Genomic DNA, 18,321 nt, shown 5'->3' with positions numbered 1-18,321 from the left:
GTAGTCTAATTGTCTTAATTAATAGGTACACTCCACCAAGCTAGACTATAAGGTTGAGTTGGTTCATTGACCTTTTGACGAAACTGGACGCGGATTTTATATTTACCACTAGCAGCAACGGGACAGAAAATATGTTCTACACTATCGATTTGGCTGATTGAAGAGCAAACAGCACCAGCATCGGAATTTTGAGCATCAGCTTTTACTAAGTATAGGTCGAGATTATTTAAGCCGCGATCGCGAAAATTTTCGCCCACATCATATTGCTGGTTTTTATTTTTATCGTTAAGTTCTACCAATCGATCCCAACTCAAGGTGACAGCAACAAAACTCCCCTGCTTTAATGGTTTTGCCAATATATAGTCAACAGAGGCTCCAGCATCAACTGTGTGATAATCCCAACCAATGGGCGGTATCGCCGCTGATGGCTGCCATTGACCAGCACTAAATTGCTCATAAGCGCGAAATGCGTTCAAATGACCCGCCCCCATTTGGGAATCTAAAGGAATCTTGGGATCTTTATAAGCATCGGAATCTAGCCAGTTTTTATTTTGTTTATCAATTAGCGTTCGACTCATTCCCAACCGCAAGCCATCACCACTATCTTGAATTTTGTCTGCTGAATTCAGCAATACAGCTTTCATAACTTGATGATGGCGAGAATAGATGCTCCAGTGGGGTTGTTTTGTCCGTATCTGTCGGTCAGCAAATTCCTGCAACAGAGCAACAGTAGCCGTAACTTGAGGCGCGGCAAAACTCGTACCCGTCACCTTGTTCAATTTGCCATCTGGATTGAGCAAGGGAATATTATTTCCAGGAGCAACTAAACCGATGGCGCGACGCGCACCAAGATTAAATTCTCTTCCAGCCAGCCTTCCGCTCACTCCTTGGTTAGCACCTGCCAGATTAGCTACGTCTACTTTGTTAAAAACCCCCCCTCGGCTAGATGAAAAAGCCACGTTTATGCCGTTAAAGTTGTCTGTAGGAATAGGAATACCACCTTTACCTTGATTGCCTGCGATCGCATACAAAACATCATGAACCCGAGCAGACCAGTCAACACATAAAGTTAGTAAAGCATTACCGTCTAAAGTAGCCTCCGGTCGAGGGTCGCGGCTTAAAGGTTCACCAAAGCTAAAGTTAATGGCACGAACATCACCACTATTTTGTAGCGCTATGTGCTGTGCCGATAAGCATTCTTCTGGCTGACCCATGTTCTTAGTAGAACCCACCGCAGACGAATACAGCCGCGCTCCCGGAGCAACACCCGGCAAAGCCTTGTCTTGACTCACCATCATACTAGCGACATTGTAGGCGTGGGAGTCAACACCACTATTTGATTTAGCTGGCCCATTGCGTAAGAACACCGCCGCTAAAGATATGGCGCGGTTTTTAGACACTGCCTTATCCCACCCAAACATTCCCGGTCGGCCAATTTCTACTTGACCAATAGCAATCTTACGACCGATTAAATTATAAGGAGCTTGATGTAGCTTTAAAGCGTCAATGCCGTTAGTTCCCAGAGCCGATTCTAAAGCTGAAGCAATTACCGGCGCACTCAGACAAGAAGCACTTAATCCCCAAATTATCCAGGTTAGTTTTTTAGTCATTTGTCATTAGTTATTAGTTATTAGTTATTGGGCATTGGGAAAGAAAATTGTTAACTAATTCCTCCTTGTCTCCCTTGTCCCCCTCATCCTCCCTACTCCCCACTCCCCACTCCCCAAAAATACAGGGATCAAAATTATGAGTCTTGCTCAATGTTTTGTTACAATGCGTACAGACGAGGACGCTTAAAAACCCACTAGCCATGACCCAAAACCTATCTCAAAAGCCCATTGTAATTTCCCCATCTATCCTATCAGCCGATTTTAGTCGTCTGGGTGACGAAATTCGCGCCGTAGATGCAGCTGGAGCAGATTGGATTCATGTTGATGTAATGGACGGTCGTTTTGTACCTAATATTACGATAGGCCCTCTGATTGTGGAGGCGATTCGTCCAATTACAACCAAGCCACTGGATGTCCACTTGATGATTGTGGAGCCAGAAAAATATGTAGAGGGATTTGCTAAAGCAGGTGCTGACATTATCTCCGTACACTGCGAACATAATGCTTCCCCACACCTGCACCGTACTTTGGGGCAAATTAAAGAGCTTGGTAAGAAGGCTGGAGTTGTACTTAATCCTGGTAGTCCTCTAGAGCTAATTGAATACGTTCTAGATTTGTGCGATTTAGTACTGATTATGAGCGTCAATCCTGGTTTTGGTGGTCAAAGCTTTATCCCTGGTGTCTTACCCAAAATCCGCAAGTTGCGTCAAATGTGTGATGAACGCGGTCTTGACCCTTGGATTGAAGTGGATGGAGGACTGAAGGCAAACAATACCTGGCAAGTTTTAGAAGCGGGAGCCAATGCAATTGTTGCTGGTTCAGCTGTATTTAACGCTAAGGATTATGCTGAGGCTATCACATCAATTCGTAACAGCAAACGTCCTACCCCAGAATTAGCTAAGGTTTAATTCATTGGAGTGAAAACAAATGTAGAGACGTAGCAATTCTACGTCTCTACATAACGCATATTTAATTTGTGGAAATGTTTATTTTCGACAAAAAATAAGGTGGGTAATTTGCTCACCTTATTTTTGTGTAAACATAAAAAACTGGAAGCTATTCAAGTTTTTAACTTCCAGTAGTTTTTATGTAAATTGAAAATTTAGAAAGCAGAGATAATCCAGGTTGGGAGGACTAGGATTACAATAGTCGAAAGAGAAGCGTATGACTTACCAGTTCCACCAGCCACCACAACGATTTCACCGTAACTTTTCTGTTTCCGTTCCTGTTATTGGTGTTAAGCGTTTGCAATATTTAACTAAAGCAACACCAACCACAGGATAGAAAGTTTTATCAGCATTACTCCATCGTCTGCAGTCGATGAAAGCTCTGTAAAATTTGGATTGGGGGAATCCACCTCCCCAAATTCTCTTTGCTCAGACTTTCTCAGAAAAAGAACCACCAGTAGCAACGGTTGGCTCATTGGTCTTGGTATAGGAATTATTTACTCTATGAAATGCTGACTACTTTTGTCATCAGTTTGATTTATTTCATAGTCGGAACTAATCATGGATTTTATGTTTTAAAATTAACTTGCTTGCCGCCAATCACCTCTATTTTGGTTAAAATTGTAATTGTTATCAGTTTATCAATCTCGTTAGTATAATATTTGCCATTTTGCCAGATTTTTGCAAAAAAATATCAAATTAATCATGGGTATAGAAAACCTGCCGTGCTATTAATTTCAAATTAGCATGGCAGGTTCTCAGACACTTAATCAAGTCTAGTGCAGAATCTACTGATTCCAAATTATTTTTAATTGACTCCACAACGTTTCAAGGAAATATCCTGAGTGCTTTCTGATTTTAATGGCGATTTCCTTGATTTATGTTCGTTAATTGGCTGTCCCAATCTCTGGTCTAAGCTACTACCACGGATTTCTGTTTTTTGCTTTCCAACTACTTCAAGATAAGCAGGTCTCGAATCATTAGCATTTTTCAGCATTTTGAGATTTTCACTTTGCTGTTGTTTTGTTCTGTTGGCTTGAGAGTTTTCTTTGAGCAATCGGTTGTAGGTGCGGTACGGAATGTAATGAAGAGGATTATAACCAGCAAATCTCAGCATTAAAACACATGCCCAGGAATACTTTCCGGCAATAATTGCTTCAACTACTTTGTCAAATTGTTGAGCCTTCACCGTTGTTTCTAAGTTACTACTAATACCAGCAATGTCTTGATTCATCATAGTGTTTAGTTATGTTGGATGAAGTAAACTATTTCAATTTCTGCGATTGTTGATGTTTCAATTGAGGTTTACAAACTGCACTAACTTTTTTGGCGCTGTTAAATTGCTGGAAATTATCAGCAATCGGATGGTGTTAGATGTTAATTTTTGATTAAAAATAAAAACAATCAAATTTTTAATCAAGTTTGGTAATTGCTCATTCCTAATCATCCAGACTCCCCTCATGAATGGAGGAAACTGTAGCCTTTGCTTGTTAGTAAGTAAAAAGTCAAAATTTACCTTTTGTCGTGTCATCGGATTGGTAGGACAAAAGTCTCGGTGTAGCTCTTCGTAGATGCAGTTTTATCCTCTGAAACTTTCTCAACTCCTAATTCAATAAATTTTGTCTGTTAACACGCCTGTATTTCTTACTACTGCTTAATTAAGCATTTTCCGGCAAGTTTCCATATTTTTTTGAGTAGTGTAAAAAATTTATTTATCTTTGAGCTTTAACAACGTCATTCGTCTTTATACTATTTTTTGTCGTTAATGTCATCTACTAAACTAGCAGATTTTTAAGCTAAATTTACTGAATATATTTCGATACGTACTTGCTTATTGTGCAACTTTGAATTTTGTCCTCCTCGGCTAATTTATGAGGGGTCTGACCCCCACACAATACCAATTTAAAACCTTTACTATTGTCTAGTCGCTAGAAAATCTTACCATTAAGTATGAGGTAAAACAACTTTTCAAATAGGAAAATCTAGACAATAAAAAATTCATCAGCTATAGCGTTGAACAGATTTTGTTAATAAGTTCAATTAGCTGATAATGTTTATTACCTAATATTTCTTGATTTACAAGAAATATAGCTTCAGCTTAACTAAATAAAAGTCCTGTAAAACAAAGATGAATATTTCATGATTATCAGTCAGTAATTTATAGATAGTCTAGTTATGAAATAAAATTACCCATCTAATAATAGAGACATAGCTAATTAGACACATAATACTATTGAGGTAATTCCTCAGTAATTTCTATGATTAATATTTAAAATATTTATAAAGTTGAGATTTTGGATGTAGTGGTAGTTGCGCTAAAGGGTAGTAGAAAATACCAATTTAGACAAGTTTCTGATGAGTGCCCTTGCTCAACAAGAATATCTAGGTCTACAACAAAGATATAGTCGGTATACACTAGTCTTGAATTCTCAATCCTTCAACTCTTACCATTACTAAAATTTTCGTTAGTTTCCGGAAACAGTGAGGAAATAAAATCACAAATTTATACTCTGCTTTCTCAGATGAAGACAGACTATTTCCCATAAGCAGTTATGCAAAATTAAATATAGAGTAGAGCGATCGCGGAGCGTTTCGTAGAGAAGCGAAACGAAACAATCCCAAGCCTTTGGGATTGCTTCACTTCGTTCGCAATGACATAAATATTTTTGCATACGCACTTACAGTTCGCTTAAGGTTATTTGATGAAAATAATAGATCCCAAATCCGCGATAAATCGCCGTCAGGACGAAGGACTGATTATTTCGCGTCTCTTGCCTTAACCGAACAGTATTTAGACTCGTTCTACCGAAAAGCTAAAAACTGAAACTAAATCTCGTTTATAGCCAGATGTTGAAAATGCTCCTCATTGAACTGCTTACTGCAAGTCTTGATTTCTTATTTTGCGGCATAGCTTTTTAAAGCCTCTCCCTGCTTACCCAACGGTGGGCTAAGGCCAACGGGGAGAGACTTTACGTTAAACTCGCAATAACATACATTGAAATTTTCACGCCGACTTACTTATTGCATCAAAACAAGAGCCGCTTAGATAGCTAATCAATTAATAACTAAGTAAATTCCCCAGATTGCCATTGCTCGTAAGTAAGTGCTAGCACGGAAAGTACCCGATGCGGTGATAGCTTCAGGGGTGCGAAATTGCAGCCCATTGTCGTAAATTTGCTGCACTACAGATTGTGTCAACCTCAAAGCTTCGTCCTTCATTCCCATTTGTACAAGAAAAGCCGCCAGTCCAAAGTTTATACCTGTCCAGACTTCTAGGGGATGGGTAGCTTTGGGGTTTTCTGGTGAACCGTCAGGACGAACACCATTAGCAGCACCAAACTCTCCATTGCCAAATTTCAAAAAGCACGCATCATAAACTGTTTTTAGGGCAGAAAGGGCCCGATCGCTCGGTACAATATCAGGTAAGTCCAATAATCGGGCGTAGAACTGTCCGCACAATTGATCTGCCATTACCACATCAGAACCGCTTTCACTATCAAGTTTGTAATATTTTCCATTCCAAAGTTTTTCGTCGTAGATAGGGCGAGATTTTGCCAACAAAGCTTGATAGATGGATTTTTTTACTACTAAGTCCCCTAGATTCACAAGGTTTCTCTCGAATAAAACCTCACTAATAGCGATCGCAGCCTCCAACGCCGCTAACCACAACCCGCCACAATAGGCGCTGACACCCTGTAACCGCCAATCATCAAAGGTTTGGTCGGGCGCACCAGAATTTTCGGGAATCCCATCGCCATCAAGGTCAAAAGTTTTCAGGTAGTCGAGGGTTTGAACGATCGCAGGCCAGCAATCTGCCAAAAATTCTACATCGTCAGCGCCTGTGAGCAGAAAATCGCGGTATACTTGCAAGACAAAATCACTACCCAAGTCTTTCCATAAATTGCAGTCTTGATAGCTGGTGTAGTTGGTTTTCTGCCAAACGTGTTCATTGGGTGCGCCTAGATCGTGGGGTGTTGCACCTGGAACTTTCCGAACTGCAATTGGGCTTTCGGCTTTAATTGTCATATAATAGCCAATAATTCTGGGTGTATCATCACCTTCAGGAATCGCCCGTGCAAATGCCCGAATTACCGACTTTTCTAATTCTGGAAATAGCATCAACAGGGCAAAAGAGCCATACAGCCGCACATCGAGACTTTCATACCAACGGTAATCTAGACACTCCAGTACTGCAAACTGACCAATGGGGTCAAGTTCTGATGCTGCACTCCAGAGAGTACCGCCGCTAGTGAGGTCATAAAGCTCATTAAATAGAGCCATTTTAAACCAGTTGGGTAAATCTTCGCGATCGAGAATGGGTTTTTGCCAACTTTGAATTTGCGATTGCCAGGTTTGGTATTCTTGTAGTGCAGTAGATGCGATCGCCCAAGCATTATTTCCACTTCGATCAAAAAAGTCTGTATATCTGCGATAATAGTTGACTCCAGCCGCAAATTCTGTGATGGGCAAATCCCAAGCGAGAGAAAAGGGGATTTCTAGAGTTTCGCCTGGTTGGAGAGTGAAACGCAGTGCGATCGCAACTCCTAATTGTGTATTTTCTGTTACGGGAGTCCGATCTAGATAATTGGTTAAAGAACCATCTTTCGCAAAACTTTGCCACACCTCATCCCCTGTACCTTCAGGATTCCATCGGGTGTGGTGAAATACTTCCACCTGGGGATGTTTTATCGTCGCAATAGACCAGGTTCCATCACCTTCCTGCAAAGGTTGATCGCTACCAACCCGATTTAAAAGACAGCCAAACTGTTGTGTATTTTCAACTATTTGGTTATAGTTCCCTTGACTTTCGCCCCAGCGCGGTTGATATTCGTAAACCGGACTACCATCATCACGCACCTGCACTTGCGGAGATTTCAGGGCGTTTGTAAACCAACCCACCATATTTTGCCAGGTGAGCATGATGCTGAGAGTAATGGGTGCATCTGTAGGGTTGTGGGCATTCCAGAGGAAGATTGCCACAGGGTAGCTAGTTTCTTGATAATTACCTGACCAAATTGGGGAAAATTGCTCACAAGTCAACCGTGCTTTAAATACATTTTCATACACGAACCAGCTACGTGGATATAGTGCATGATAATTACCTGTCCTCTCAGTGCCGGCAAGTGTCGGATACCACTGCCAAGCTTTGAGACTACCATCATCAGGCGCTTCCGTAGATAAAGCGTAGGCTTGGGAAGACGTGCCATTGGATTCAAACACACTGAATTGACAAGCGGGGATATTTTTGAAGGTATGCTCACCGCCGTCGATGTGCCATAGATTAAAATCTCCTCGTGAAGAACGACCGATGCAACCTGCACCAAAACCACCTAAAGGCATACCATGCCAAGGGCCATCATCGATATTACTTACGTAGCGGACGGTATAAGGTTTGTCCCAGCCTAAACCGATAGGACGGCTCCAAGTGCAAGAAGGAATTTCTGGAGAGAGTTGATTTATCATCGCTTAATGTTACAGCGTGCAGTTATGTCAATGAAGACTAGCGCGATGTGCGATTTTTCTCAAGTCATTAAAATATTTCCAAACTTATTACTGGCTCAATTTTTGAATATCACCATAAGCAAAGTAAAAACCACCGCATGCTGATTCACGTACTTCTTGAACTAGAATCAAATAGATACCTTCATCAATTAAGATTGAATTGTAGTTTGAGATTGTTTTGCTGGTATACTACCAGGTGCATTCAACTTCCGAGAAAGAGCCAGTACATTCATCGCAAACTGCTGATAAATTTCTGGGGACTTATTCATAAAAACAATCATTGTATTTCGATGACTATAGATAGCTAAATATCTCCGTTTATTAGTTATTGCATACACAATCAGGGCTACGGCTATAACAACTAGAATTAAACCTAGTAAAGAAGAGTTACTGAATGCACCCAAGGCTGAAAAAGATAGGAATAATCCAAAACCAAATAATGCATAAATGGGAGCTTCTAATGTTTCTACTGAATCAATATTTTGAATGCGTATCCAAGTCTCTTTCTTTTCTAACCCAGTCTTGGTTGTTCCAACAAGAGTATCGCCTGTAATTTTGACAGATATTGTTCCCCTTGCTGGAATTAAGCTATATCCCCATACTTGACCGGGAGCGCCTGTAATTTCCATGACTTGCTGATTAGCTCTCATTTTTGTATTGCCTTAATTCAGATCGATCGAATTTTTACTAGAGTTCCCAATTATGAGTTAGCGATCGCTATCTATTTAAAATTTATTGGTAATACCACTGGAGGAGAGGAAAATTAGCAGTAGTCTGCCTTCCTCAACCAAAATTGTTAAGTGAGGCTTGATAAAGGGGAAACCGCTCTGGATTTAGGGAAACAGTGGAAATAGTGAAGTTTTTTCTTTTAATTTTTGCCAAAAGTGACCAATAATTCAGATTTCCATTGACTACGAACCCACAATTATGAGCAGGGATTGCTACTGCATTCTTTAATGATTCCAGCTTCGACTTGCAAGAATTGGCTGGCATCGGCTTTGTTGTGGACAACTTTAGAAAGTTTGATGATATAGATGAATATAGGAATAATCGAGTCTTACAGTAACGGTTTTTTAGAAGTTGTACCAGAGAGCGATTATTGGCAGATTGTAGCTATACACATCAATGGTCAAGCCTACTGCCCTACTCCTGAACTTTATCGTTCAGAAAAGATAGCATTGGTAAAAGCGGCACAAATTTATGATTGGTTAGCTGAACACGAAGGAGAAATTAGTAATGGGGCTTGCAACTGCTCTGAATTGAAACTCATCTTATGGCAGCAACCGAAAGTTTCTTAGAGGATGTTTTAAAAGTGGTTGGCTGTAATTTTAGGGACTTGTTGATCCCCCCTAACCCCCCTTAAAAAGGGGGAAGAATCAAAGTCCCCCTTTTTATCGGGGGATTTAGGGGGATCTAAAACTTTTTGCTACCGACCAGAGGACTTTTAAAACATCCTTTTAGTATTTCTAGTGAAGAATATCAAGTCCTTGAGGCTTATTGTGAGCAAACCTCAAGGACTAAATCTGATGTACTCAGAGAACTTATTTGTTGTAGCCCGGTATTAGCCTTTTAGGTGCTGTTGATTAACCCTAATGAAATTAACCGAAATGCTGAATAATTGCGTCGGCAAATTCAGAACATTTTAAGGGTTCAACTGGTGGTTCTAGCAACCGGGCTAAATCGTAGGTGACTTGACTATTTGCGATCGCATCGCTTAAACCTTTCTTAATTAGGTCTGCGGCTTCTTGCCAACCCAGAAACTCCAGCATCATCACCCCAGACAAAATCACTGAACCAGGATTAATCCGATCTAAGCCGGCGTGTTTAGGTGCAGTGCCGTGGGTAGCCTCAAATATGGCACTAGAATCACCAATATTTGCCCCTGGCCCCATTCCCAATCCCCCAACAATAGCGGCGGCGGCATCAGACAAGTAATCGCCGTTCAAGTTCATCGTTGCCAAAATCGAATACTCATCCGGTCTGGTTTGGATTTGTTGAAAAATACTGTCAGCAATCCGGTCATTCACCAAAACTTTTTCTTTCCACTTACCATTGCCGTGGGTTGACCAAATTGTGTTAAGAACAGTTTCAACTTCCTTGACAACTTGCGCTTTCTTGTCTGGGGTGAGATTATCAAACCCAGGTTCAATCTGGCGGGCATTTTCTTCCAAGGAAATATTCGGATTTTTTTCCTTGTTACTCAAAATCCAAGATTCTTGTTCAGTGACAGTTTCTTGGCGAAATTCACTGGTTGCTAGTTCATACCCCCAATCGCGGAAAGCGCCTTCGGTGTACTTCATGATGTTGCCCTTATGCACCAAAGTCACTTGTTGCTTGTTTTTGGGCAATAGTAGGGCGTGTTTGATGGCACGTCTGACTAGGCGCTGAGAACCAGTTTTGCTGATGGGTTTAATGCCAATACCAGAATCAAGAGGAATGCGTTTTTTACCATGTTCTGGGGTGGCGGGGATTAATTCTTCATTGAGAATTTTAATTAAGCGATCGCCGATTTCGCTACCTTGTCGCCATTCAATGCCTAAATAAATATCTTCCGTATTCTCTCGATAAACAATTACATCCAGCTTTTCGGGATTTTTGTGGGGAGAGGGCGTACCTGCATAGTAACGGCAAGGACGCACGCAAGCATACAAGTCAAAAATTTGGCGTAGTGCCACATTTAAAGAACGAATTCCTCCCCCAATGGGAGTTGTCAAAGGCCCTTTAATAGCCACACCATACTCTTCAATTGCCGTGAGAGTATCTTGAGGTAAATACTGATAAGTACCGTATAAATCACAAGCTTCGTCACCAGCGTAAACCTTGAACCAACTGATTTTACGCTGACCCTTGTATGCTTTAGCTACCGCAGCATCGAGAACTTTTTGGGTAGCAGGCCAGATGTCGATACCTGTGCCGTCGCCGCGAATAAAAGGGATAATTGGATTGTCCGGTACGATTGGTTCACCATTTTTGAAGGCAATCTTTGCTCCGGCTGCGGGGGGGGTAATCTTGTCGTACATCGTTCACACACTCCTAATCGATACGCTGCTAGTCAAAAAATCTTTATGTGGCAGGCTTGTATATTTTGCTATGTCTTTTGTTCACCAAGCCAGAAGGCACAGATTTTCCCCCTATTCCCCTTGTACATTATTTGGGGATTAAGTGTGGGATTTCAGTGAAGCGATCGCAATTTTGTACGATCAAAAATAGTAAACTACTTTTCGCTATCAATGCTCCACTTTGGAGAATGCCCGATAGCTTACCACTCTTTCACTGACCGCTAAAACGAGAATGGCATGACAGACCCAATGATTTTATCAGGCCCTGCTAATGACATCGACTCCCTGCGACGACCGTTAATCGCCGGGTCTGAAAAAGTCCAACAACAGATAATCCCACAGTTAGCTGAGTTGGGTAATGAGGGATTAGACGTGTTGATGGAATTTTTACTGAAACGACGTGAGAACCCAGCAACTTGGATTGATGGCAAAGCTTACCAAGTCCTTTACAATTCCGATGCACCTCAAGCCAAAGAATTTCTGCGATCGTGTTTTCCTGAAGGAATTGTACCTCTAAAATCAGAGTGCGGGATTAACTACAATTCTTTGCAACAGCTACTTGCTACTCAAGACTTCCAAGCAGCCGATCGCGTCACCATCGAAAAAATGTGTGAACTATCAGGGCCAACGGCTGTACAACGCAAATGGTTGTACTTTACTGAGGTAGAAAATACCTCGGCTGTTGATTTGCAAACCATTAACAACCTTTGGTTAGTCCACTCTGAAGGTAAATTTGGCTTTTCGGTGCAGCGAGAAATCTGGTTGAGTTTAGGTAAAAATTGGGAGAATTTCTGGCCAAAAATTGGCTGGAAAGAAGGTAATAACTGGACGCGATACCCAAACAGCTTTACCTGGGATTTGAGTGCGCCTAGAGGTCATTTACCCCTCTCTAATCAACTGCGGGGGGTACGAGTCTTTGCTTCTTTACTCTCTCACCCAGCTTGGACAAAGAATTTAGAAAAATAATGATTTTGAGCTTACGGACAAATAGATTATGATCAATCCCACTAAGCGAGAATTCTACGTCATCATTGAACGAGATGAAGATGGCTACTATGTCGGAGAAGTCCCTCAGCTACAAGCCTGTTACAGTCAAGGAGAAACAATTGATGAGTTGATGGCTAATATGAAAGAAGTAATTGAACTTTGTTTAGAGAATGTGTGAGAAGTCAGAAATATCATGCTGTAGTCTGCGATCAGAGTATGACTTAAAGAGCCTAAAAGTCAGAAACTTTGGTTCTGAACGAAAGAGTTTTGGTAAGACAACAATCCGTTTAGAACCTGATGTCGCAGAGGTTTTTCCTAATGCCGATACTGTCAATGAGGCTCTATGGTTTCTGATTAGAGTTATGCAGGACAACCAAGTTTCTGCACTTACAAAGCAGTCTCAAAATTCCTCAGATGGGGCGGATAAAACCTCCTAATGCTTAGTTGGAAGTGCCACAGATCCAAAACTGAAAATATCAAATTAGATAATGGCAAACGTTCGTCTAGAAGATATTAAGCGTAGATTTAATAATGTCACCGCGATTGAGGATATTACCTTTGAAATTCCTGATGGCGAGTTTTGGGTTTTAGTGGGGCCATCGGGTTGTGGTAAGTCTACAATTTTGCGAACGATCGCAGGTTTAGAAACTGCTACATCAGGTAAACTCTTCATTGGCGATCGCTTGGTGAATAATATCCCAGCCAGACAACGGGATGTAGCGATGGTATTCCAAAACTACGCCCTCTATCCTCACATGAGCGTGGCGGAAAACATCGGCTTTGGCTTGCAGATGCGGAAGGTTGACCGAAAAATCATTCAAGAACGGGTGCTGAATGTGGCGCGATCGCTTTCTCTGGATCACCTGCTGGATCGTAAACCCAAACAACTTTCTGGGGGACAGCAACAACGAGTAGCATTAGGAAGAGCGATCGCTCGTGAACCCCAAGTGTTTTTACTTGATGAACCTTTATCTAATTTAGATGCCCAATTGCGCGATGATACAAGGGCAGAATTGAAACAGTTACATCAAAAGTTAGGCATTACAACTATTTACGTTACCCACGACCAAGTTGAAGCGATGACTTTAGCTGATAAAATTGTCGTGCTAAATCGCGGGCGAATTCAACAAATCGGCGATCCCCAAAGTATTTACGCAAGTCCTGCTAATCAGATGGTGGCAAGTTTTTTAGGTAGTCCACCAATGAATATTTTGCCTGCAATCTATCAAGATAACGGTTTTGATGTGAGTGGACAGTTATTAACGGTTTCGGCAGAGGTGAATGAAAAATTACATTTTCGTCAGGGATACAGTTATGATTTGGGGATTCGTCCAGAGCATATTTTTATTGACGAACCGCCCTCCGGGTTCACAGTCGCCTACGGCGGGAAACCCGCCTACAGCGCTGATTCACCAAGTCGCCAAGAAGGAAATGAGAGTCGGCTGATTGTAGAAGTTAAGGTGGTGGAACCTTTGGGAAGGGAAACTTTGATTCGCGCTGGCTTACCTGGTTCGGCGGTGATGTTAAATATTCAGGTGGGTGGGGACGTGCGTTTGCGTCCAGGCGATCGCCTTTCTCTACAACTCGATTTAAATCACTTGTTTGTATTTGATCCCAAAACTGGGGACAGGGTATTATAAGCGCTTCGGAGTGTAAAATATAATTGTTTTGTGGGCGATCGCTGTGACGGAGTGTAGGGGCAATCGCTGTAATTGGTGGCGAGGGATAGGTTAGCGATCGCATCCAGAATCATCACCACACCGCCGTTAATCCAATTTTTGACCGTAACTCTGACCTTGCCCTTGCGTCGTGCGATCGCGGTCATTTGTTAATCAAATAGCGAAAATTTGCTGTATCTCTTGCTGAGTAAGAACCTTGGCGCGTCTATGCCGATTTACTTTCACCTTTGGCCGCTACACCCCGTTAACTCTTAATTTTCAGGTTACAGCAGTGAGAAGTGTTTATATCCATAATCAGGATGAAATAATGATTCAATCACTACAAAAACTATTTACATTTGATGAATATTTAGAGTTTTTAGAAACACAATCGGAAAACATTCGTTATGAATTACACGATGGACATATTATTCAAATGCCGCCACCATCAGGGAAACACGAGCAAATAGTAGCATTTTTAACAATGATGTTAGGGTATGAATGTCTTCGTCTTAAACTTTATTACGGTATACCTAAAACCGCCACAGTGAAGCCAGAAAATAAAATTTCAGGCTACTATCCTGATGTTTTATTAATGAATTTTTCTAACTTGGGTAATGAACCATTATGGGAGAAACAATCTATCCTTAGTAAACCAGATTCAATTCCATTAGTGATTGAAGTTGTGAGTCAGTGCGTTGCGCGGGTTCCCCGCGTTAAAGCAACTGACAAACCCGTAAGGGTCAGTACTAACTGGAGAGATGATTATCATAAAAAGTTTGCCGACTATGAAGAAATGGGTATTCAAGAATATTGGATTGTGGATTATGCTGCTTTGGGTAGCAAGGAATTGATAGGCGACCCCAAACAGCCAACAATCACTATTTACTTTTTAAGTGATGAGGGTGAATATCGTGGTAAACAGTTTAGAGGAGACGAGCGTATAGAATCCCCAACATTTCCAGATTTAAATCTAACTGTTGAACAAATTTTTTCAGTGCGTTATTGTTGACATCCTCCCCGCCGTAAACGGTCGGGGATTCCTAAGACTCACGACTTAGGTTTCTGCTTCTTTCCCTTACGGGTTTTTTGCAACTGCCCTTCAGCCTTAAGGCTGAAGGGTCTTACGTTCGCTCCACAGACTGAAACTGCGAGTCCCGCAGCCAAAATATTCTTACTAGCATTGATATCTCTATCGTTATGTGTACTGCATTTTGGGCAATCCCACTCTCTGATATTCAGGGGCAGCTTATCAACGATGTGTCCACACTCAGTACACCGTTTGGAACTTGGAAACCAACGGTCAATCTTGACAAAGTTTCGACCATACCAGTCGCACTTATATTCAAGTTGCCTGACCAATTCACCCCAGCTAGCATCACTGATAGCAAGAGCAAGTTTCTGATTCTTCACCATATTCTTCACGAGCTTTGCTCCTCAACAGCAATTGTTTGGTTTTCACGTACCAATCGAGTCGTTAACTTATGAAGAAAATCGCTTCGGGCATCACTTATTTGAACATGAACCTTGGCTACTTTAAGTCGAGCTTTATGGCGATTATTAGACCCTTTTTGCTTACGACTTAACGCTTTTTGCGCTTTACTTAATTTCGCTTTTTTTGCCTTAAATCCTTTGGGATTAGCAACTTTTTCACCTGTACTCAAGGCAACTAAGCACATGATACCCAAGTCAACGCCAACTTGGTTGGTAGATTCAGGTAATTTTTGAATTTCGACATCTACCAACATTGAAACAGTCCAGCGTCCAGAGGGCGACAGTTTTACCGTAATCGTGGATGGTTCCGCACCTTGGGGCAGTTCTCTACTCCAACGAATGTCTAATGCTGTAGGACTTTTAGCAAGAAATATTTGCCTATCTTTGAACTTAAAAGCTGCCTTGGTAAATTCAGCATTACCGCCGCTATGCTTTTTCTTGAAGTTAGGGTATTTAGCCCGTCCCGCAAAGAAGTTGCTGAATGCTGTTTGCAGATGTCGCAAGCCTTGCTGTAATGGCACACTGCTAACATCATTAAGAAATTGCAAGTCGTCTTGTTTTTTCCAATTAGTTAGCATTGCTGAAGTTTCAATGTAACCAACTCGTTTTTGATCTTCATACCATGCTTGTGTCCTTGCGGCGAGAGCGCTTTTCTGTAAGAATACTAACTAATTAAAGCCGCGCTAGAAGTACGGGGTTTTAAACCCATTTTTCTGATAAAAACCCTATTTGCAGCGCTGATAATCGCCAAAAAGAATGCTGAGGATGATTTGTGATAGCTGCTAGAGAACCCACGCTGCTTACCGTCAAGCCGGAAAATATCCACCGCCTACGCGAGTTAATGAATAACTCTGAGAATGAAGACTAGCGCCAAAAATCTCACATCCTTCTCAAAATTCCCCCTTGTGCGATCGCACGATGCAAAGAAAGGCAAGGTCAGAGTTACGGTCACGATACTTCCACAAACTAAGAAATGGCTAGCGCGTGGTGGTAACGTTAGCGAACGAATTGATGAGGTGGTGCGGCAATTATCGCTGGTGAGCTTGTGAAAAAATTGGATTAACGGCGGTGTGGTAATGATTCTGGATGCGATCGCTAACCTATCCCTCGCCACCAATTACAGCGATTGCACACAAAATAATTATATTTTACACTCCGAAGCACTTATAAATAGTTTCTTAAACTGCCAGAAATAATCCCCAATTCCCAATTTTTTGTAGCCAAAATCTAAGAAAATGAAAACTGCAATAGAGACATAATTGATTCGCTGCAAAAACTTATATGACTATTAATCGACGGCATTTGTTGTTTTTACTCACAGCAGGAGCAGGTGCTTTTGCATTAGATGCTTGTGCATTGGCAGAGAAATCTCCTAATGGAAACACTGCAACACCTGCAACAACTCCTGAAACAACACCAAATAAAACATCAGATAAAACAGGTGCGATCCAACTACCGCCTTTAGCTTACGCCTACGAAGCCCTGGAACCACATATCGATGCCAAAACGATGCAATTTCACCACGATAAACACCACGCAACTTATGTAAAAAACCTGAATGCAGCCTTAGATAAACACCCAGAACTCAAAGGTAAAACTGTCGAAGAACTATTGCAGAAACTTGACAAAGTACCACAAGATATTCGCAAAACAGTACGCAATAATGGCGGTGGTCATGTGAACCACTCAATGTTTTGGAAAATTATGAAGCCGAAAGGTGGAGGCGAACCCACAGGAGATATAGCCTCCGCAATTAATCAAAATTTTGGCAGTTTTGCAGCTTTTAAAAAACAGTTTAACGAAGCTGGTGCCAGTCGTTTTGGTAGTGGTTGGGTTTGGCTAGTGCGTAACAAAGGTGGCAAGTTGGAAGTGACAACTACAGCTAACCAAGATAGTCCCTTAAGTGTAGGTAAATATCCTATTCTGGGTAATGATGTATGGGAACATGCATATTATCTCAATTACCAAAATCGCCGCGCCGATTATTTAGATGCTTGGTGGAACGTGGTTAATTGGGATGAGATTAATAAGCGGTTTGCAACAGCAAGTAAATTTGCTTAAAAATTGGGACGAAGAGAGAAATAAAAATATATAGATCCCAAATCCGCGATAAATTGCCGTCAGAACGAAGGACTGATTATTGTAAAGACGGCGATTTATCGCGTCTCTTTTATTGCGTCTCTTACTACTGTTAGTCAAAGAGGTTTTTGAGTAGGCACACCAATAGGACGGGGAAACTGAATTGGTGTGGTGGCGATCTTCCGCAAATACACACAGTGCCTAATGCTGTGACTCAGGGGTGTTGTAAATTGTTCAATTAATTCAATTTTTCCACCCAACAGCTTTACAGCATTCTGCAAAGTAGTTGTTTCATCCTCTGTCCAATTACCGCGATAGATTATGGCTAAACCTCTCTGTTTGAGAAGTGGTAAGGTATATTCTGCACAGACAGAGGCTGGCCCTACAGCACGGATCAATGCAATATCATAAGCTAGTCGATGCCGGGGGTGCTGACCAATTTCTTCAGCCCTATCAACGAGAGTTTTGGCATTTGTAAGAGCAAGTTCAGTTAATATATTGTCGAGAAAAGTAATTTTTTTCCGAGTTGAATCGACAAGGGTAATTGTGCAATTAGGCACTGCAATTGTCACTGGAACGCCTGGAAAACCAGCACCTGTACCAATATCGATAAGAGCAGGAGGAGCAGAGGATAAATTTGCTGATAACAGAGGTACAATTCCTCGTAGAGAATCCCAGAGATGTTTTTCCCAAAACTCTTGAGGGTCAGTAATGCGAGTTAAATTTAGTTGGCGATTACCTTCTAGGATTAACTCATAAAGCCTTTGAAATTGTTCTTGTTGTTGGACAGTTGGTTGCCAATTCAAAGTTTGCTGCCATATTTCTGCCATCTCAGGCAATAAGTTAGTCATTTGGAATTGGGAATTGGGAATTGGGAATTGGGAATTGGGAATTGGGAATTGGGAATTGGGAATTGGGAATTGGGAATTGGGAATTGGGAATTGGGAATTGGGAATTGGGAACTGGGGAAGAAACTTGTTAAAAA

At 41.5% G+C, this 18,321-nt stretch carries 18 protein-coding genes; 9 read left to right on the top strand and 9 right to left on the bottom strand.

Annotated elements, in window-relative coordinates; all coding sequences use genetic code 11:
- Positions 1-14: 14 nt before the first annotated feature.
- The gene (locus GTQ43_RS00245; RefSeq protein ID WP_265269650.1) at positions 15-1,610 is read right to left on the bottom strand and encodes a S8 family serine peptidase; all 1,596 of its coding nucleotides are present in this window, start codon (positions 1,608-1,610) and stop codon (positions 15-17) included.
- A 200-nt stretch (positions 1,611-1,810) separates the two neighbouring features.
- On the opposite strand from GTQ43_RS00245, the gene rpe reads away from it, so the two are divergent.
- A complete protein-coding gene (gene rpe / locus GTQ43_RS00240) occupies positions 1,811-2,518 on the top strand; it encodes a ribulose-phosphate 3-epimerase (RefSeq protein ID WP_265269648.1) in 708 nt (235 codons plus the stop codon).
- 847 nt (positions 2,519-3,365) lie between these two features.
- Here the strand turns inward: rpe and GTQ43_RS00235 are convergent.
- The 3 genes from GTQ43_RS00235 to GTQ43_RS00225 form a co-directional block, all read right to left on the bottom strand.
- Positions 3,366-3,791, bottom strand: coding sequence for a HetP family heterocyst commitment protein (locus GTQ43_RS00235; protein WP_265273630.1), 426 nt, complete (start codon positions 3,789-3,791; stop codon positions 3,366-3,368).
- 1,820 nt (positions 3,792-5,611) lie between these two features.
- On the bottom strand, positions 5,612-8,020 hold the full coding sequence (locus GTQ43_RS00230) for a GH116 family glycosyl hydrolase (RefSeq protein WP_265269646.1): 2,409 nt from the start codon (positions 8,018-8,020) through the stop codon (positions 5,612-5,614).
- A 188-nt stretch (positions 8,021-8,208) separates the two neighbouring features.
- Positions 8,209-8,709, bottom strand: coding sequence for a hypothetical protein (locus GTQ43_RS00225; RefSeq protein ID WP_265269644.1), 501 nt, complete (start codon positions 8,707-8,709; stop codon positions 8,209-8,211).
- A gap of 384 nt (positions 8,710-9,093) precedes the next feature.
- Here GTQ43_RS00225 and GTQ43_RS00220 point away from each other — a divergent pair, with 384 nt between their 5' ends.
- Positions 9,094-9,357 carry a hypothetical protein gene (locus tag GTQ43_RS00220; RefSeq protein ID WP_265269643.1) on the top strand — a complete coding sequence of 88 codons (264 nt, stop codon included), beginning with the start codon at positions 9,094-9,096 and terminating at the stop codon, positions 9,355-9,357.
- 300 nt (positions 9,358-9,657) lie between these two features.
- Here GTQ43_RS00220 and GTQ43_RS00215 read toward each other — a convergent pair whose 3' ends face one another.
- Entirely contained in the window at positions 9,658-11,079 is a 1,422-nt protein-coding gene (locus GTQ43_RS00215; RefSeq protein ID WP_265269641.1) for an NADP-dependent isocitrate dehydrogenase, read from the bottom strand.
- A gap of 276 nt (positions 11,080-11,355) precedes the next feature.
- On the opposite strand from GTQ43_RS00215, the gene GTQ43_RS00210 reads away from it, so the two are divergent.
- The 4 genes from GTQ43_RS00210 to GTQ43_RS00195 are packed head-to-tail and all read left to right on the top strand — an operon-like array spanning position 11,356 to position 13,745.
- Positions 11,356-12,084: a GUN4 domain-containing protein gene (locus GTQ43_RS00210; RefSeq protein ID WP_265269639.1), complete on the top strand. Its 729-nt coding sequence runs from the start codon at positions 11,356-11,358 to the stop codon at positions 12,082-12,084.
- A 28-nt stretch (positions 12,085-12,112) separates the two neighbouring features.
- The gene (locus tag GTQ43_RS00205; protein WP_265269637.1) at positions 12,113-12,283 is read left to right on the top strand and encodes a type II toxin-antitoxin system HicB family antitoxin; all 171 of its coding nucleotides are present in this window, start codon (positions 12,113-12,115) and stop codon (positions 12,281-12,283) included.
- Positions 12,276-12,542 (top strand): hypothetical protein, encoded by a 267-nt coding sequence (locus tag GTQ43_RS00200; protein ID WP_265269635.1) that lies wholly within the window; start codon positions 12,276-12,278, stop codon positions 12,540-12,542. Before GTQ43_RS00205 ends, GTQ43_RS00200 begins: the two co-directional genes overlap by 8 nt.
- A 51-nt stretch (positions 12,543-12,593) precedes the next feature.
- Complete coding sequence (locus tag GTQ43_RS00195) at positions 12,594-13,745, top strand: ABC transporter ATP-binding protein (RefSeq protein ID WP_265269633.1); 1,152 nt, start codon at positions 12,594-12,596, stop codon at positions 13,743-13,745.
- Here the strand turns inward: GTQ43_RS00195 and GTQ43_RS00190 are convergent.
- Positions 13,700-13,930, bottom strand: coding sequence for a hypothetical protein (locus tag GTQ43_RS00190; protein ID WP_265269631.1), 231 nt, complete (start codon positions 13,928-13,930; stop codon positions 13,700-13,702). The genes GTQ43_RS00195 and GTQ43_RS00190 overlap by 46 nt on opposite strands.
- Before the next feature lie 161 nt (positions 13,931-14,091).
- Between GTQ43_RS00190 and GTQ43_RS00185 the strand changes: the two genes are divergently transcribed.
- Complete coding sequence (locus tag GTQ43_RS00185) at positions 14,092-14,775, top strand: Uma2 family endonuclease (protein WP_265273629.1); 684 nt, start codon at positions 14,092-14,094, stop codon at positions 14,773-14,775.
- 38 nt (positions 14,776-14,813) lie between these two features.
- On the opposite strand, the gene GTQ43_RS00180 is transcribed toward GTQ43_RS00185, so the two are convergent.
- Both GTQ43_RS00180 and GTQ43_RS00175 read right to left on the bottom strand, forming a co-directional pair.
- Positions 14,814-15,179 carry a transposase gene (locus GTQ43_RS00180; RefSeq protein ID WP_265269629.1) on the bottom strand — a complete coding sequence of 122 codons (366 nt, stop codon included), beginning with the start codon at positions 15,177-15,179 and terminating at the stop codon, positions 14,814-14,816.
- A 5-nt stretch (positions 15,180-15,184) separates the two neighbouring features.
- Positions 15,185-15,850 (bottom strand): RNA-guided endonuclease InsQ/TnpB family protein, encoded by a 666-nt coding sequence (locus GTQ43_RS00175; RefSeq protein ID WP_265273628.1) that lies wholly within the window; start codon positions 15,848-15,850, stop codon positions 15,185-15,187.
- Positions 15,851-16,114: 264 nt separating this feature from the next.
- Here GTQ43_RS00175 and GTQ43_RS00170 point away from each other — a divergent pair, with 264 nt between their 5' ends.
- Positions 16,115-16,306 (top strand): hypothetical protein, encoded by a 192-nt coding sequence (locus GTQ43_RS00170; RefSeq protein WP_265269627.1) that lies wholly within the window; start codon positions 16,115-16,117, stop codon positions 16,304-16,306.
- A gap of 232 nt (positions 16,307-16,538) precedes the next feature.
- Positions 16,539-17,318 (top strand): superoxide dismutase, encoded by a 780-nt coding sequence (locus tag GTQ43_RS00165; RefSeq protein ID WP_321162353.1) that lies wholly within the window; start codon positions 16,539-16,541, stop codon positions 17,316-17,318.
- 134 nt (positions 17,319-17,452) lie between these two features.
- Here the strand turns inward: GTQ43_RS00165 and rsmG are convergent, their stop codons facing one another.
- Positions 17,453-18,187: a 16S rRNA (guanine(527)-N(7))-methyltransferase RsmG gene (rsmG, locus tag GTQ43_RS00160; protein WP_265269626.1), complete on the bottom strand. Its 735-nt coding sequence runs from the start codon at positions 18,185-18,187 to the stop codon at positions 17,453-17,455.
- Between the last annotated feature and the right edge of the window lie 134 nt (positions 18,188-18,321).

It is taken from the genome of Nostoc sp. KVJ3, assembly GCF_026127265.1.
GTDB lineage: Bacteria > Cyanobacteriota > Cyanobacteriia > Cyanobacteriales > Nostocaceae > Nostoc.
The sequence above is the reverse complement of the archived record's forward strand: the minus strand, read 5'-3'. Positions and strand labels throughout refer to the sequence as shown.

Excerpts from the sequence above, each read along its gene's own strand:
- GTQ43_RS00245 (WP_265269650.1), bottom strand. The coding sequence starts at position 1,610 with ATGACTAAAAAACTAACCTGGATAATTTGGGGATTAAGTGCTTCTTGT.
- rpe (WP_265269648.1), top strand. The coding sequence starts at position 1,811 with ATGACCCAAAACCTATCTCAAAAGCCCATTGTAATTTCCCCATCTATC.
- GTQ43_RS00235 (WP_265273630.1), bottom strand. The coding sequence starts at position 3,791 with ATGAATCAAGACATTGCTGGTATTAGTAGTAACTTAGAAACAACGGTG.
- GTQ43_RS00230 (WP_265269646.1), bottom strand. The coding sequence starts at position 8,020 with ATGATAAATCAACTCTCTCCAGAAATTCCTTCTTGCACTTGGAGCCGT.
- GTQ43_RS00225 (WP_265269644.1), bottom strand. The coding sequence starts at position 8,709 with ATGAGAGCTAATCAGCAAGTCATGGAAATTACAGGCGCTCCCGGTCAA.
- GTQ43_RS00220 (WP_265269643.1), top strand. The coding sequence starts at position 9,094 with ATGAATATAGGAATAATCGAGTCTTACAGTAACGGTTTTTTAGAAGTT.
- GTQ43_RS00215 (WP_265269641.1), bottom strand. The coding sequence starts at position 11,079 with ATGTACGACAAGATTACCCCCCCCGCAGCCGGAGCAAAGATTGCCTTC.
- GTQ43_RS00210 (WP_265269639.1), top strand. The coding sequence starts at position 11,356 with ATGACAGACCCAATGATTTTATCAGGCCCTGCTAATGACATCGACTCC.
- GTQ43_RS00205 (WP_265269637.1), top strand. The coding sequence starts at position 12,113 with ATGATCAATCCCACTAAGCGAGAATTCTACGTCATCATTGAACGAGAT.
- GTQ43_RS00200 (WP_265269635.1), top strand. The coding sequence starts at position 12,276 with ATGTGTGAGAAGTCAGAAATATCATGCTGTAGTCTGCGATCAGAGTAT.
- GTQ43_RS00195 (WP_265269633.1), top strand. The coding sequence starts at position 12,594 with ATGGCAAACGTTCGTCTAGAAGATATTAAGCGTAGATTTAATAATGTC.
- GTQ43_RS00190 (WP_265269631.1), bottom strand. The coding sequence starts at position 13,930 with ATGACCGCGATCGCACGACGCAAGGGCAAGGTCAGAGTTACGGTCAAA.
- GTQ43_RS00185 (WP_265273629.1), top strand. The coding sequence starts at position 14,092 with ATGATTCAATCACTACAAAAACTATTTACATTTGATGAATATTTAGAG.
- GTQ43_RS00180 (WP_265269629.1), bottom strand. The coding sequence starts at position 15,179 with ATGGTGAAGAATCAGAAACTTGCTCTTGCTATCAGTGATGCTAGCTGG.
- GTQ43_RS00170 (WP_265269627.1), top strand. The coding sequence starts at position 16,115 with ATGAAGACTAGCGCCAAAAATCTCACATCCTTCTCAAAATTCCCCCTT.
- GTQ43_RS00165 (WP_321162353.1), top strand. The coding sequence starts at position 16,539 with ATGACTATTAATCGACGGCATTTGTTGTTTTTACTCACAGCAGGAGCA.
- rsmG (WP_265269626.1), bottom strand. The coding sequence starts at position 18,187 with ATGACTAACTTATTGCCTGAGATGGCAGAAATATGGCAGCAAACTTTG.